Source organism: Burkholderia aenigmatica (genome assembly GCF_902499175.1).
GTDB classification, from domain to species: Bacteria; Pseudomonadota; Gammaproteobacteria; order Burkholderiales; family Burkholderiaceae; genus Burkholderia; species Burkholderia aenigmatica.
Genome location: NZ_CABVQC010000062.1, coordinates 1 through 15,279, shown reverse-complemented (window position 1 = coordinate 15,279; position 15,279 = coordinate 1). Strand labels below are relative to the sequence as shown.

Below are 15,279 nucleotides of genomic sequence, written 5' to 3'. Positions count from 1 at the left end.
ATGGATCTCCCGGGTTGCGTCAGGCTGCGCGGCGTGCCGCGTCGCGTGCGGCGACGGCGCTGCGCACGCGCGGAATCAGTTCGCGGCCGTAGTCGATCGCGTCTTCGAGCGGATCGAAGCCGCGAATCAGGAACGTCGTGACGCCGAGGTCGTAGTAGTCGAGCAGCGCATCGGCGACCTGCTCGGGTGTGCCCACGAGCGCCGTCGAATTCGAGCGCGCGCCGGTGAGCTTCGCGATCTCGGTCCACAGCCGCTTGTCGACGCGCGAGCCGCGATCGGCCGCGGCCAGCAGGCGGCGCGCGCCTTCGCTCTGTTGCGGGCCGCCGGTGCCGAGGCCGGCCGCTTCGCGCAGCCGGCGCGTTTCGTCGAGGATGCGATGTGCGCGCGCCCACGCTTCGTCCTCGGTCGCGGCGAGGATCGGCCGGAACGACACGGAGAAGCGTACCTGCCGGCCGTGCTTCGCGGCTTCGGCGCGCACGCGCGTCGTCAGGTCGCGCACCTGGTCGAGCGATTCGCCCCACAGCGCGTAGACGTCCGCGTGCTTGCCGGCCACTTCGAGCGCGGCTTCCGATGCGCCGCCGAAATAGATCGGCACATGCGGTTGCTGGTACGGCTTCACTTCCGAAAAGCCCTGCGTGAACCGGTAGTGCGCGCCGTCGTGATCGAACGGCTGCGCTTCGGTCCAGATCCGCCGCAGGATGCCGAGGTATTCGTCGGTGCGCGCATAGCGCGCGTCGTGGTCGAGGAAATCGCCGTCGCGTTGCTGTTCGCTGTCCGAGCCGCCGGAGATGAAGTGCACGGCGAGCCGGCCGCGGCTGAACTGGTCGAGCGTCGCGATCTGCCGCGCGGCGAGCGTCGGCGCGGTGAAACCCGGGCGATGCGCGAGCATGAAGTGAATGCGTTCGGTCGCGGCCGCCGCGAACGCGATCGTCAGCGTGGCCGACGGGCCGGTCGAGTGGTGCGGCACGAGGATCCGGTCGAAGCCGGCCGTCTCGTGGGCACGTGCAAAGTCGCGCACGTAATCGGGATCGACGACAGGGCCGGACGGCGGGTGGATCTCCGACTGCTTCTGGCTCTGGATCATGCCGATGAATTCGACGCTCATCTGGGTCTCCGGTGCAGGGACGTCCCGGCACGCGGCCGGGCAGGAATGGAGCGCAGGTTAACGCCGCGATCATGCGGAATGGAAATAATCAATCCCGATTTGAATATCAGATTTGCATGGTTTGGGCGGGGGTGCGCTGCGCCTACGCTGTGGGCTCACGAACGATCGGGCGCGCGGGCGCCGGCGCATCCGGCGCTGCGTGTTCCGGTTTGCCGACTTCATGAGAAGCCGCGCCGCGTGGCGATCGATTGCCGCTGTTGCGGCGTTTGCCACAACTGCCGTCTTGCCGTATTACCCAGGGAATCCGTTTCGATGTCCGCCAGCCTTGCCGCTTCTTCGCCATCCTCGCCGCCGCCTTCGCTGCGCCTCCTGCCCACCGATGATGCCGACGCCGATTCCGACGATGCGCGCGTCGCCGCGCTGCTCGACCGCCTCGCGCCGGCACTGGCTGCCGATGCGGCGCGCAACGACGTCGACGGCCGCTTTCCGCACGAGAACTTCGCTCGGCTGCACCGCGCGGGGCTGATTGCGCAGGTCGTGCCGCGCGAGCATGGCGGCGCCGGTGCGACGCTCGCGCAGGCGAGCCGGATCGTGGCCGCCGTCGCGCGGGCCGATCCGGCGACCGCGCTGGTGCTGACGATGACGTACCTGCAGCATCGCGCGCTCGGCCGTGCCGACAACCGCTGGCCTGCTGAGGTACGGCGGGCGGTGTTCGACAGCGCGGTCGCACAGGGCGCGCTGATCAACGCGCTGCGCGTCGAGCCCGCGCTCGGCTCGCCGTCGCGCGGCGGCCTGCCGGAAACCATTGCTCGGCGTGACGGCGACGGCTGGCGGTTGTCCGGCCACAAGCTGTACAGCACCGGGATCCCGGCGCTGCGCTGGCTGGCCGTGTGGGCGCGCACCGATGAACCGGCGCCGCGGGTCGGCGTGTTTCTCGTGCCGCGCGACCGCGATGCGGATGGCGACCGCATCCGCGTGATCGAAAGCTGGAATCACCTCGGCCTGCGTGCGTCGGGCAGCCACGAGGTCGTGTTCGACGACGTGTGGCTGCCGGCGGATCACGCGGTCGACGTACGCGCGCCGGACGCATGGGCCGTGTCGGCCGCGACCCACGCGGATGCGGACGCACAGGCCGACCAGCAGGCGTGGATGGTCGCGTTGCTCGGCAGCCTGTACGACGCGGTGGCGCGTGCGTCGCGCGACTGGCTGGTCGGGTTCGCGACGACGCGTGCGCCGAGCGGGCTGGGTGCACCGCTTGCAACGCTGCCGCGCGTACAGGAAGCAGTCGGCGAAATCGAGGGCTGGCTGCATGCGAACCGCGTGCTGCTCGACGCGCACATCGCGCGCACCGACGCGGGCAATGTGCCGCCGGTCACGACGAGCGGCCTCGTCAAGCGGACCGTGACCGAACACGCGATCCGCGTGGTCGAGCAGGCGCTGAAGCTGTCGGGCAATCACGGGCTGAGCCGCGCCAATCCACTCGAACGCCACTATCGCGACGTGCTGTGCAGCCGCGTGCATACGCCGCAGGACGATGCGATCGCGGTGGCGGCCGGGCGTGCGGTGCTGGAAGCGGTGAGCCGGGGCGAAACGAAGGGCGAGGCGAGGGGCGAAACGAAGGGCGAAACGAAGGGCGAGACGAAGGGCGAAACGGAGACGGGCGGGGCGTCGGTCAACGAGACCGAACGCGGCCGCGGCGATGCGTGAGCGGAGCAGGGCTGGCGCGGGCGTCGATCGGGCAGCGCGATGCCGTCGCCGCCCGGTACGGTCACGCAGCCTTGCCGTGCGCCTGCTCGGGCAATGCAAACGCCGTGCGCGCATGCGCGGCAACGGCTGCGAGCGGCGCGTCGAAGCGGGCCGCATCGTGCCGGCGCAGCAACCACAGATCGATCTGCGGCTTGAAATCGGTGAGCGGCACGATGTCGAGCGCATCGCGCAGCGGGCTGCCTTCGACGAGCGGCAGCGGCATCAGCCCGATACCGAAGCCGTTCGCGACGCTCTGCAACTGCAGGTCGCGGCCGTAGGTGTCGAGCGTGACCGGCATCGGCAGGCCCTGCGCGTCGAGCGCGCGCCGCAAGCCCGCGCGAAAGCCGCAGCCGTCGGGGTTGAGCACCCAGCCATGCGCGTGGCAATCGGCGAGCCGGTAACTGCGGCGCGGCCAGTCGCCCTTGCGGCCGACCGCGACGAGCCGCGTGGCCAGCAACCGTTCGCCCTCGACCTGCGCCGGCAGCACCATCTCGCGCGCGAGGAACACGAGCGCCGCATCGAGTTCGCGGCGGGCGACGCGTTCGACCAGCATGCCGCCCCACGCGGTTGTGACCTGCGTCGCGAGCGCGGGCCACTGCGCGGCGAGTTCGGCGATCAGTGCGGGCAGCATCAGCTCGCCGAGGCCCTGCGTGAGCCCGACCCGGAATTCGCCGGCGGGCGGCTGCTCGCCGGCCGTCAGCTCGCGCAGCGCATCGACTTCGCGCAGGATTGCGCGACACTGTTCGAAGACCCGCCGGCCGATGTCGGTCGGGCGCGGCGGCTTCGTGTTGCGATCGAGCAGGATCACGCCGAGCGCTTCCTCGAGATTCTGGACGCGCCGCGTGATCGCGGGCTGCGTCATCCCGAGCTCGGCCGCGGCCAGGCTCAGGGTCTGGCAGCGGACGACCGCTGCAAAAGCGTCGATATCGCTAATTTTCATGTTTGTTCTGCATGGTCTTTCGGGTGCATCATGACGATCCATCATATTCGGCATCATATTCGAGGAGCCAGCCGATGAGTACGCTTTCGTTGCATCAGACGCCGCTGCGGCCGTTCGTCGACGGTCTGGGCGCGCTGCTCGCGTCCGGCGCGAACGAGGCGCGCATTCTCGACGAGGGCGGCGCATTGCTGGCCGCGCTCGTCGAACACGACGACTGGTTGCCCGACGCATTCGCGCAGCCCGACCCCGCGCGCTATCGGCAGTACCTGCTGCATCTCGACCCGGACGAGCGGTTCTCGGTCGTCAGCTTCGTGTGGGGCCCTGGCCAGACGACGCCGATCCACAACCACACGGTGTGGGGGCTGATCGGGATGCTGCGCGGCGCCGAAATCTCGCAGCCGTACCGGTTCGACGCAGCGGGCAAGCCCGTGCCGTCCGGTGAAGCCGTGCGGCTGCAGCCGGGCGAAATCGAGGCCGTGTCGCCGCGCATCGGCGACGTCCATCGCGTGACCAACGCGTTCGACGATCAGGTCTCGATCAGCATCCACGTGTACGGCGCGAACATCGGCAAGGTCGAGCGCGCGGTGTTCCTGGACGACGGTACCGTGAAGCCTTTCGTGTCAGGCTATTCGAACGCCTGATGCAACGCGTGTGCGCGACCGGTTGCCCGCACACACCATCAGGCCCAAGATTCATCCGTTCCGCTTTCTTCACCGACTTCAACGCATTCAAGACAGAGACACCGTGACGCAATCCGCCGATTCCATTTCCCGCTTTCCCGTCGCGTCGTACCAGGACGTGCGCGCACGCCTGCTTGCCCGCGACGAGATCGCGCTGATCGACGTACGCGAGGAAGATCCGTACGCGCAGGGCCACCCGCTGTGGGCCGCCAACTTTCCGCTGTCGAAACTCGAACTCGATGCGTGGACGCGGATTCCGCGCCGCGACACGCCGATCGTCGTGTTCGGTGAAGCGGGCGGCGAGGATCTCGCGCCGCGCGCGGCCGCCAAGCTCGCGCAACTGGGCTACTCCAACGTGCGGCTGCTCGATGGCGGCCTCGCGGGCTGGCTCGCCGCGGGCGGCGAACTGTTCATCGACGTGAACGTGCCGAGCAAGTCGTTCGGCGAATGGGTCGAGGCCGAGCGGCACACGCCGTCGCTGTCCGCACAGGAGGTGCAGGCGCTGATCGACGCGAAGGCCGACGTCGTGATCGTCGACGCGCGCCGTTTCGACGAATACCAGACGATGAACATCCCGACGTCGACGAGCGTGCCGGGCGCGGAACTCGTGCTGCGTGTGCGCGCGCTGGCGCCGAACCCGGCGACGCAGGTGATCGTCAACTGTGCGGGCCGCACGCGCAGCATCATCGGCACGCAGTCGCTCGTCAACGCGGGGCTGCCGAATGCGGTCGCCGCGCTGCGCAACGGCACGATCGGCTGGACGCTCGCGGGACAGACGCTCGAGCGTGGCGCCGCGCGCCGCTTTCCGGACGACATCGACGCGACGCAGCGTGCCGACGCGCGCCAGGCGGCGCGCGCGGTCGCTGAGCGCGCGGGCGTGCCACGCATCGCGCTCGCGGATGTCGCCGCGCTCGACGAACCGGGCCGCACGTTGTACCGCTTCGACGTGCGCACGCCGGAGGAATACGAAGCCGGCCATCTGCCGGGCTTCCTGAGCACGCCGGGCGGCCAGCTCGTGCAGGAAACCGATCATCACGCGGCCGTGCGCGGCGCGCGGATCGTGCTCGCCGACGACGACGGCGTGCGCGCCGACATGACCGCGTCGTGGCTCGCGCAGATGGGCTGGGACGTGCGTGTCGTCGAACCGGAGGACGGCACGGCGAAATTCGGCGAGCGCGGCCAACCGCCGCGCGACGTGCCGGCGACGCCGCCCGTGACGGACGTATCGCCCGCGACGCTCGCGGGCTGGCTGAAGGAGGCTGCACCCGGCGAGCTGGCGATCGTCGACGTAACGGCCAGCGCGAACTACGTGAAGCGCCATATCCCGGGCGCGTGGTTCGTGGTGCGTGCGCAGTTGCGCGACGCGCTCGCGGCGATTCCGCCCGCGAAGCGCTATGTGTTCACATGCGGATCGAGCCTGCTGGCGCGATTCGCGGCGGACGACGCGCGTGCGCTGCTGCCGGCTTCGGCCGACATTTCGGTGCTGACCGGCGGCACCGCCGCATGGATCGAGGCCGGGCTGCCGCTCGAAAGCGGCGAGACGCATCTCGCGTCACCGCGCGTCGATCGCTACCGGCGCCCGTACGAAGGCACCGACAACGCGGCGGCGGCGATGCAGGCGTATCTCGACTGGGAGTACGGACTGGTCGATCAGTTGAAGCGGGACGGCACGCATCACTTCAGCGTGATCTGACCGATACGGCGCTACCGGGCGCGGCGGCACGCTGTGCGCCGCGCCCGGCTACCGGCTCTCGGGCACGTGCTGCGCGATCAGCGCTTGAACGTATCGACGGCCGTGCGGCCGACGGCCGGATCGTCGGTGAAGAAGCCGTCGATGCCCGCGCGCAGGTACGCCTGGATCTCGCGCACCGAGCCGGCGGTGTTGCGCGTGGCCGGCGTGCCGCCGTCCTTCAGCGACGCGGGCAGGAAGTTGTTCTCCGGGCGGAACGTGTACGGATGCACGACGAGGCCGGCCTCGTGCGCGTAGCGCACGTACGGCGTCGGCTGCTGCAGCGTGCCGTCCGCGGCGACGGCGATGATCGATGTCTTGTACGGGCCGACGCCGTTCGCATAGGTCGCGATCTCGCGCATGCCGTCGCGCGTCGACAGGTCGCCGTAGGTGCGCTTGTCGTTCGCTTTCACGAAGTCGTACGGGCGCTGGCCGGCTTCGTCCATCAACTGCACGAGCTTCCAGTTCGGCTGGCTCGACTTGATCCGGTTGCGAATCGTCTTCAGGTTCGCGACCTCGAACGACTGGATGTAGACGGTCGCCGTGCGCGCCGTGTACGCATCCTTCAGCAGCGCATCGACGAGACGGTCTTCGAGCGGCAGGTTGATCGACTGGAAGTAGGTCGGATGCTTGGTTTCCGGATACAGGTGGATCGTGCGGCCGGTCTGCGCGGACATCTGCTTCGCGAGCGCGACGATCTCGTCGAACGTCGGAATCTCGAACTGGTCGTTGTAAGCGGTGTTCGCGGGGCGGACCTGCGGAATGCGCTCGCGGGCACGCAGCGTCTTCAGCTCGGCGAGCGTGAAATCCTCGGTGAACCAGCCTGTCAGCTCCGCGCCGTCGATCGTCTTGGTCGCCTTGCGGCTCGCAAACTGCGGCAGCGTCGACACGTTCGTCGTGCCCGAGATCTCGTTCTCGTGACGCGCGACGAGCACGCCGTCGCGGGTCGACACGAGGTCGGGCTCGATCACGTCCGCGCCGTCCTCGATCGCCTTGCGGTACGACGCGAGCGTGTGTTCGGGGCGCAGCGCACTTGCGCCGCGATGGCCGACCACCTGGACCTTCGCGGAAATCGGCTGGGTGGGATCGGACGCGACGTCGTCGTCGCCGCCGCATGCGGCGAGCAGGAACGCGGCGGCGCACGCGAACGGGACGTAACGCAGGGAGGTCGGGCGCTTGAAGAGCATGGTCGTGAACCTTCGAAACGGGAGTCGGAAAGGGGCGGTCGCTCAGGCGGCGCGGCTGTCGCACCGTGTCGCACGGAGTCGAATGGGACGCGATCGTCGCACCGAATAATTACATATGTATTACTTGTGCCTTTCCGTTGCATATTTTTAGGGCGCGATGCTCGCAGCAAGGCGGTTGGCGGTGGCTTGATGTGCGACGCATTCCGCCCGTCTGAGGCAGGCCGCGCGCCGGATGCACTAAACTTGCGGGAATTTTGCATCGCTGCGCCGGGTCCGACGCCCGCCTGGCGCGACGATGCGGCGACTCGCGGGCCAGCGCGGGCGCCCGGCGCCCGTGTGCGTCCCGGGCCGCGCCGGCCGATTTTTCCCGACCCATGACGACTCGAACCGACTCTGCCTACCTGCTCGGCGACCTGCTGAAGAACGTTTCCCGCTCCTTCTACCTGACGCTGCGCGTGCTGCCCGACGGCATGCGCAACCCGGTCGGCCTTGCGTACCTGCTCGCGCGCGCGGCCGACACGATCGCCGACACGGCGCTCGTCGCCCCCGATCGCCGGGCCGCGTTGCTGACCGACCTGCGCGACGAGGTCGAACGGCTCGGCGACGGCGTTGCACTGTCGCGTGCGCTCGCGGACGTGACGCGGATGCAGACCGATTCGCACGAGCACGTGCTGCTCGGCTCGATCGAGCCGATGCTCGCGCTGCTGCGCGCGCAGCCGGACGCCGATCGCGCGTCGATCCGCAAGGTCGTTGCGACGCTGACGGCGGGGATGGTGTTCGACCTGCGCACGTTCCCCGACGAGCAGTCGGGGCAGGTCGCGTCGCTGCCGACGCGCGACGAACTCGACCGCTACACGTATCTCGTCGCCGGCTGCGTGGGCGAGTTCTGGACCGACATGACGGGCATGCACACGCCGGCCGCGCGTGGCTGGAACCTGCCGGACATGTGCGAGAAGGGCATCCGTTTCGGCAAGGCGCTGCAGATGACCAACATCCTGCGCGACTGCGGGAAGGATCTGCGCATCGGCCGCTGCTACCTGCCCGACGACGTGCTGGCTGCGCACGGGCTCGGCGTCGCCGACCTGATGTCGCCCGATGCGTCCGCGCGTGCGCGCGGCGTACTCGTCGACCTGCTGCGGGTGTCGCTCGACCAGTATCGCGACGCGTGCCTGTATACGCTCGCGATCCCGCGCCGCTTCGTGCGGCTGAGGCTCGCATGCCTGTGGCCGATCATGATCGGCCTCGAAACGCTCGAACTGCTGGCCGGCCACGCGGCGTGGCTCGATCCGGTCAAGCCGGCCAAGGTGCCGAGAAAGCGCGTCTACCGGATCATGGCGTCGTCGCTCGCGCTGGTCGGCTCGAACGCCGCGATTCGCGCGCGCATGACCGCGCTCACCGACGCGGTGGAAGCGCATCTGGTGCAACCGGCCACGCGCTGAGTCGCACTGAACGACGCCGGTACGACAGATGCCGGCGTCGCCTGTCGGCCCGCGTTCGCCGGGCCGCTCCCGTCCAACTGTCCATCCCCCAAGCTTCGACTAAAACGTTTTCATTATTTCGTGTCACGAAATGTGGGTGTCATGAACGTCAGCGATCCTGCGCGGCGGCGTGAATCGTGGCGTCAGCCGCGGTCGCGCGTTTGTAAGATGGATTTTGCCGAAGGCATCTGACGACATCCGACGGTCTCGTTGCACCCGTAAAAATGTAAAGCTAGGGTTTTCACCGGGAAATGCCGGAGAGGCCCGCAGCGCAAGCGTTTCAAGGTGTTATGTAACCGTTTGGTGAACCCGCGCGTTGCGTCGATCATACGATGACCGACCGCACGTGTTGGGAAATAATCGGTAATCCGTCAGAATTGCGCCGGCATGTACTCGCACATGTGTCAGATCATAAAACCACACCACAAAAGAAACATTCTTTGAGGACGGAGAATCAATGAAAAAGCGCGTCGCTGTTGCCATGACGGCAGCTGGCCTTGCAGCCGCTACCGCCGCTCACGCCCAGAGCAGCGTGACCCTGTACGGTATCGTCGATAACGGTCTGGCTTACCAGAACAACGCGGCTCCGTCGGCCGGCGTCACGAGCGGTGGCCATTCGAAGGTGTCGATGTCCACCGGCGTGTGGGCAGGCAGCCGTTTCGGCCTGAAGGGCAGCGAAGACCTCGGCGGCGGCACGAAGGCGATCTTCCAGTTGGAAGCGGGCGTGAACACCGCAACCGGCGCATCGCAATGGACGGGCGGCATCTTCACCCGTCAGGCATGGGTCGGATTGACGAACCAGGCGTACGGTACGCTGACGGCCGGCCGCCAGTACACCGCGTACTACACGCTGCTGTCGCCGTACAGCCCGACGACGTGGCTGACGGGCGCATACGGCGCGCACCCGGGTGATATCGACTCGCTGGATACCAGCTACCGCGCGAACAACTCGCTCGTCTACATGTCGCCGAAGCTCTACGGCTTCACGGTTGGTGGTTCGTACTCGTTCGGTGGTGTGCCGGGCAGCGTGAACCGCGGCTCGACGTGGAGCGCGGCGATCCAGTACCTGAACGGCCCGGCAGGCATCGCAGTCGGCTACCAGAAGGTCAACAACTCGACGCTCGGCGGCGGCGTGTGGGGCGACAACTCGACGGTCACGAGCGGCGGTCAGCCGGCCGTGGGCGCGCTCAACATCGGCTACGCGACGGCGCAATCGCAGCAGCGCATCGGTGTGACGGCGGGCTACCAGTTCACGCCGGCGTGGGACATCTCGGCGTCGTACACGAACGTCCAGTACACCCCGGGCGTCGGCTCGGCGTTCCGCAACACGGCGATCTTCAACACGGCAGGCGCCGTGCTGCACTGGAAGGCAGCCGCTCAGTGGGACTTCGCAGCGGGCTACTCGTACACGGCGGCAACGCAGTCGAACGGCATCTCGAGCTCGGCCAAGTACCACCAGGTCACGCTGTCGCAGTACTACAGCCTGTCGAAGCGCACGGGCCTGTACGCACTCGAGGCTTACCAGCACGCCAGCGGCAACACGCTGAACAAGTCGGGCGCTATCGTCTCGGCAACGACCCAGATCGGCGATGGCGTGGCAGCTGGCGCGGGCCAGAACCAGATCGCCGTCGGCGTCGGCATGATCCACCGCTTCTGATGTCGCGCGGCGCGCGAGCGCCGCTTGCGGCATGCGGTATGAAAACCGGCCTTCGGGCCGGTTTTTTTATGTCCGCGCGATTCGTGCGACTGCCGCGCCGCGATCGCCAGACGTGCTGCGTCGAGCCCGCATCACTCGCTCACTCCGCCGTGTCATCCGTCCAGCTTCCCGCCAGCGCCTGGAACAGCGCCGCCGTATCGGCGAGCCGGTCGGCCTGCGCGCGTGTACGGTCGAGCGCCGTCTGCAGCGTCTGCCGCTGCGCGTCGAGCAGGTCGAACGTGCTGATCCCGCCTGCCGCGTAACGGTCGCCGGCAATCCTGTTGCTGGCCGCCGCCTCCTGCGCGGCGGTGTCTCTCGCCTGCAGTTCCGCCGCGTCGTGCTCGACCGCGCGCATCGTGTCGGCCACCTGCTGCAGCGCCTCGATCACGGTTTCCCGGTAACTCGCCAACGCCGCGTCGTAGGCCGCTTCGGCCGCACGCTTCTTCGCGCGCAGTTCGCCGCCGTGAAAGAGCGGTTGCGTCAGGCCGAGGCCGGCATTCCACACGTTGAGCCCGCTCAAGAGATCCGCGATGCGCGTGCGCTCCGAGCCGATCCCCGCCGAAATCGACAAGCGCGGATACAGGTTCGCGGTGGCCACGCCGACGTTCGCGCTCGCCTGGTGCAGTACGGCTTCGGCCGCGCGGATATCGGGCCGTTCGCGCGCGAGCGTCGACGGCAACGCGACGGGCAGCGTGCGCGGCAGCGTGAGCGCATCGAGCGTGAGGTCAGGCAGCACGGCTTCGGACGGCGGCACGCCGAGCAGAATCGCGAGCCGGTGGCCGGACTGCGCGAGGCGGGCCGCGAGCGGCGGCAGCGATGCCTGCGTCTGCGCGAGCAGCGCGCGTTGCGCATGCACGTCGGCCTGCGATATGCCACCCGCCGCGAAACGCGCTTCGACGATGCGCAACTGCTGCGTCTGCGCGTCGATCAGCTGCCGTGTGAGCGCGACCTGCTGCGCGAGCGACGCGCGCAGGATCGCGGTCGCGACGACGTTGCCAGCGAGCGTCAGGCGTGCGGCGTCGAGCGTGTACGCCTGGTAGTCGACTTGCGCGCGCAGCGCTTCGAGCGCGCGCCGGTTGCCGCCGAACACGTCGAGCACGTACGACACGCTCACCGACGCGTCATAAAGCGTGAACGGCCCCGGGCTGGGCACGTTGGCGGGCAGGCCGAACGCGGTCGTGTCGACCTGCTCGCGCGTGGCGGAGAGGCTCGCATCGACTTTCGGCAACATCGTCGCGCCGGCTTCGGCCGCCTGGTTCTGCCGCGCTTCGTCGAGCCGCGCGCGGGCCGCGGCAAGCGTCGGGCTGTTGTGCCACGCGGTATCGACGAGCCGGTTCAGGGGTTCGGAATCGAACTGCGTCCACCAGTGCCGAGGTGTGTGCGCGGCCGACGTGAAAGCCTGCGTATCGCCGGTTGGGCCAGCGGCGGCCGTCGTCGTGGGCGGCTCGCCGTGCGTGTAGCGTTGCGTGGCCGGCGCATCGGGCGCGTGGAAATCCGGCCCGACCGCGCATCCAGCGACGAACAGCGCGGCCGCGGCCAGTGTGCAGCCGTGAACGGCATGGGAGGGGCGACGCGAAGCCGGTTTCATCGTGCGCACCTAGTCGAGCGTCCGCCGGTAGAAGCGCAGCGCGACGCCCATCACGACGACGGTGAACAGCGCGACCGGCCACACGGACGGCCACAGGTCGCTCCAGCCGTTGCCTTTCAGCAGGATGCCGCGCACGAGGCGGTTGAAGTAGGTGAGCGGCAGCAGGTTGCCGATGAACTGCGCCCACTTCGGCATCCCGGCGAACGGGAACATGAAGCCCGACAGCAGAATGTTCGGCAGGAAGTAGAACACCGCGAGCTGCATCGCCTGCAACTGGTTCTGCGCGAGCGACGACAGTGTAATGCCGACCGTCAGGTTCGCGGCGATGAACAGCAGCGCGGACAGGTAGATCGCGAACACGCCGCCGACGAACGGCACATCGAACACGAAGCGCGCCGCGGCGACGATGATCGACACCTGGATCAGCCCGATCAGCACATACGGGACGATCTTGCCCGTCATCACCTCGAGCGGCCGCACGGGCGTCGCGAGCAGGTTCTCCATCGTGCCGCGCTCGCGTTCGCGCGTGATCGCGAGGCCCGTCATCATCACCATCGTCATCGTCAGGATCACGCCCATCAGGCCCGGCACGACGTTGTACTGCGTGATGCCCTCGGGGTTGTACAGCCGGTGCAGCACGACGTCGAACGCGGCCGGGCGGCCGTTCAGGTAGGCGAGCGGGCCCGTCAGGTCCTTGTCCGCGACGGGCTGCACGAGGCCCGGTAGCGCGCCGATCGCTGACGCGGTCGCGACGGGATCGGTCGCGTCCGCCTCGACGAGCAGCGACGGACGCTCGCCGCGCAGCAGCCGTCGCGAGAAGTCGGCCGGCACGTTCAGCACGAACTGCACGTCGCCGCGCGCGAGCGCATGGCGGCCGGCCGCCTCGTCGGGCAGCGTCTCGACGATGTCGAAGTACGCGGAATTGTGCATCGCGGCGACGAAGCTGCGCGCGAACGGGCTCGCATCGGCGACGATCACCGCCGTGGGCAGGTGCTTCGGATCGGTGTTGATCGCGAAGCCGAACAGCGTGAGTTGGATGATCGGCACGCCGACGATCATCGCGAACGTCACGCGGTCGCGCCGCAGCTGCAGGAATTCCTTCAGCACGATGCTCCACCAGCGGGCGACCGAGAACGCGTCGCGCAGGCGCGCCCACGTGTTCATGACGACGCTCCGCCGGACGGCCCGGAGGCACGGCCCATCATGAAGATGAACACGTCCTCGAGCCCGGTGTCGATCGGCGCGACCTGCAGCGCGGCGGGCCCGTCGGCCTGCGCGGCGACCTGCGCGAGCGTCGCGTCGAGCTGCGTGCGATCGCGGCCGCTCACGTGCAGCGCCGAGCCGAACACGACCGTCTGGTCGACGCCCGGCATCGTGCGCAGCCGAGCGGACAATTCGCTCAGATGCGCGCCGGTGACCGCGCGGGTCACGAGCCCCTGCGACGCGACGATCTCCGCCGACGTGCCCTGCGCGAGCAGCTCGCCGTACGCGATATACGCGAGCTTGTGGCAGCGCTCGGCTTCGTCCATGTAGTGCGTGCTGACGAGCACCGAGATTCCCTGCGCGGCCAGCCGGTGCAGTTCTTCCCAGAAGTCGCGGCGCGCAGCCGGGTCGACGCCGGCCGTAGGTTCGTCGAGCAGCAGCAGCGCTGGCTCGTGCAGCATGCAGGCGGCCAGCGCGAGGCGCTGCTTCCAGCCGCCCGACAGCGCGCCCGTGAGCTGGTCCGCGCGGCTCGCGAGGCCGAGCGAGTCGAGCGCGCGCGCGACGGCTGCCTTGCGGTCGGACATCCCGTACACGCGCGCGACGAAGTCGAGGTTCTCGCGGATCGACAGGTCTTCCCAGTACGAGAAGCGCTGCGTCATGTAGCCGACGCGCCGCTTGATCTGCGCGCTGTCGCGCACGATGTCGTAGCCGAGGCAGGTGCCGCTGCCCGAGTCGGGCGTGAGCAGCCCGCACATCATCCGGATCGACGTGGTCTTGCCGCTGCCGTTCGGCCCGAGAAAGCCGAAGATCTCGCCGCGCGCGACGCGCAGCGTCACGTCCTTCACGACGTGCTTGTCGCCGAAATGCTTGTTCAGGCGATCGACGTCGATCGCGTACGGTGCCGGCGGCGCGTTCATGGCACCCTCACGGCGACGGGCTGGCCCGGGTGCAGCTTCGGCGCGTCGGCGACCGCGGGGCGCGCCTCGATCATGAACACGAGCTTGGTCCGGCTCTCGTTGCTGTAGATCACGGGCGGCGTGTATTCGGCCTCGCTCGACACGTAGATGATGCGCGCGGGCACGTCGGCCGCACAGCCGTCGCAGTGGATCGCGACCATGCGCCCGGGCGCGAGCGATGCGACGGCGGCCTCCGGCACGAAGAAGCGCACCTTCAGGTTTTGCGGCGGCAGCATCTGCACGACCGGATTGCCGGCCTGCACCCATTCGCCGACGCGATACAGCGTGTCGTACACGCGCCCGGCGGCGGGCGCGGCGACGCGTTTCTGGTCGAGCTTCCATTGCGCCTCGGCGACCGCCGCCTGCGCGGCGTCGACCTGCGCGGCCTGCGCGGCGACCTGCTGCGCGCGGCCGGGCAGGCGCGCGACGTCGACCTGTTTCTGAAGTTCGCGCATCTGCGCGGCTGTGGTTTGCGCGGACGTGCGCGAATCGTCGAGCTGCTGCTTCGACAGGCCGCCGGCCGCGTACTGGCTTTCATCGCGCGCGAGTTGCGTGGCGGCTCGCGCGGCCAGCGCGGTGGACTGCGCGAGCTGCGCCTGCGTGACCGCGATTTCCGGCGGGCGTTTGCCGGTCTGCAGGTCGGCAAGCTGTGCGCGGGCGGCCGCGAGCTGATGCTGCGCCTGCAGCAGCGCGGCCGTTTCGCTGACGGCTTCGAGCGAGAACGCCGGTGCGCCGGCGGCGAGGGTCTGGCCGCGCGCGACGGACAATTGCGTCAGCGTGCCCGATTGCGACGACGACAGGTACACGAATTCGCCTTCGACGTAGCCCTGATAAGTCGTGCCGTTGCCGGCCGACCGTCCGCAACCGGCGAGCAGCGCGACGGCGACGGTGGCGAGCGCGAGCGGCAGCGCGCGGCGCGCGTTCACGACGGCCTCCGCGGCGAGGGCGAGCGGGCCCGCGCGCGGGGCGCG

General features: G+C 69.0%; 12 protein-coding genes. 5 read left to right on the top strand and 7 right to left on the bottom strand.

Translation table 11 applies throughout. From position 1 onward, the window contains the following. Nucleotides 1–19 precede the first annotated feature (19 nt). Nucleotides 20–1,105: an LLM class flavin-dependent oxidoreductase gene (locus tag BDO18943_RS32585; RefSeq protein WP_175025523.1), complete on the bottom strand. Its 1,086-nt coding sequence runs from the start codon at nt 1,103–1,105 to the stop codon at nt 20–22. Between the two features lie 312 nt (nt 1,106–1,417). On the opposite strand from BDO18943_RS32585, the gene BDO18943_RS32580 reads away from it, so the two are divergent. After that, nucleotides 1,418–2,812 carry an acyl-CoA dehydrogenase family protein gene (locus BDO18943_RS32580; protein WP_175025522.1) on the top strand — a complete coding sequence of 465 codons (1,395 nt, stop codon included), beginning with the start codon at nt 1,418–1,420 and terminating at the stop codon, nt 2,810–2,812. Nucleotides 2,813–2,873: 61 nt separating this feature from the next. Here the strand turns inward: BDO18943_RS32580 and BDO18943_RS32575 are convergent, their stop codons facing one another. Further along, on the bottom strand, nt 2,874–3,791 hold the full coding sequence (locus BDO18943_RS32575) for a LysR family transcriptional regulator (RefSeq protein WP_175025521.1): 918 nt from the start codon (nt 3,789–3,791) through the stop codon (nt 2,874–2,876). A 74-nt stretch (nt 3,792–3,865) separates the two neighbouring features. Between BDO18943_RS32575 and BDO18943_RS32570 the strand changes: the two genes are divergently transcribed. Together BDO18943_RS32570 and BDO18943_RS32565 are read left to right on the top strand one after the other, a co-directional pair. Then, a complete protein-coding gene (locus tag BDO18943_RS32570) occupies nt 3,866–4,432 on the top strand; it encodes a cysteine dioxygenase family protein (RefSeq protein WP_175025520.1) in 567 nt (188 codons plus the stop codon). Between the two features lie 103 nt (nt 4,433–4,535). Beyond that, on the top strand, nt 4,536–6,164 hold the full coding sequence (locus tag BDO18943_RS32565) for a rhodanese-related sulfurtransferase (protein WP_175025519.1): 1,629 nt from the start codon (nt 4,536–4,538) through the stop codon (nt 6,162–6,164). A 77-nt stretch (nt 6,165–6,241) separates the two neighbouring features. Here BDO18943_RS32565 and BDO18943_RS32560 read toward each other — a convergent pair whose 3' ends face one another. After that, nucleotides 6,242–7,387, bottom strand: coding sequence for a glycerophosphodiester phosphodiesterase (locus tag BDO18943_RS32560; RefSeq protein WP_175025518.1), 1,146 nt, complete (start codon nt 7,385–7,387; stop codon nt 6,242–6,244). A 374-nt stretch (nt 7,388–7,761) separates the two neighbouring features. Here BDO18943_RS32560 and BDO18943_RS32555 point away from each other — a divergent pair, with 374 nt between their 5' ends. Both BDO18943_RS32555 and BDO18943_RS32550 read left to right on the top strand, forming a co-directional pair. Next, complete coding sequence (locus tag BDO18943_RS32555) at nt 7,762–8,826, top strand: phytoene/squalene synthase family protein (protein ID WP_175025517.1); 1,065 nt, start codon at nt 7,762–7,764, stop codon at nt 8,824–8,826. Between the two features lie 496 nt (nt 8,827–9,322). Then, a complete protein-coding gene (locus BDO18943_RS32550) occupies nt 9,323–10,522 on the top strand; it encodes a porin (protein WP_175025516.1) in 1,200 nt (399 codons plus the stop codon). Nucleotides 10,523–10,661: 139 nt separating this feature from the next. Here BDO18943_RS32550 and BDO18943_RS32545 read toward each other — a convergent pair whose 3' ends face one another. From BDO18943_RS32545 to BDO18943_RS32530, 4 genes are read right to left on the bottom strand one after another with little or no spacing between them, the layout of a single operon-like run. After that, the gene (locus BDO18943_RS32545; protein WP_175025515.1) at nt 10,662–12,149 is read right to left on the bottom strand and encodes an efflux transporter outer membrane subunit; all 1,488 of its coding nucleotides are present in this window, start codon (nt 12,147–12,149) and stop codon (nt 10,662–10,664) included. A gap of 9 nt (nt 12,150–12,158) precedes the next feature. Next, complete coding sequence (locus BDO18943_RS32540) at nt 12,159–13,313, bottom strand: ABC transporter permease (protein ID WP_175025514.1); 1,155 nt, start codon at nt 13,311–13,313, stop codon at nt 12,159–12,161. Then, nucleotides 13,310–14,269 (bottom strand): ABC transporter ATP-binding protein, encoded by a 960-nt coding sequence (locus tag BDO18943_RS32535; protein ID WP_175025513.1) that lies wholly within the window; start codon nt 14,267–14,269, stop codon nt 13,310–13,312. Before BDO18943_RS32535 ends, BDO18943_RS32540 begins: the two co-directional genes overlap by 4 nt. After that, nucleotides 14,266–15,234, bottom strand: coding sequence for an HlyD family secretion protein (locus BDO18943_RS32530; protein ID WP_175025512.1), 969 nt, complete (start codon nt 15,232–15,234; stop codon nt 14,266–14,268). Before BDO18943_RS32530 ends, BDO18943_RS32535 begins: the two co-directional genes overlap by 4 nt. Nucleotides 15,235–15,279: the final 45 nt, after the last annotated feature.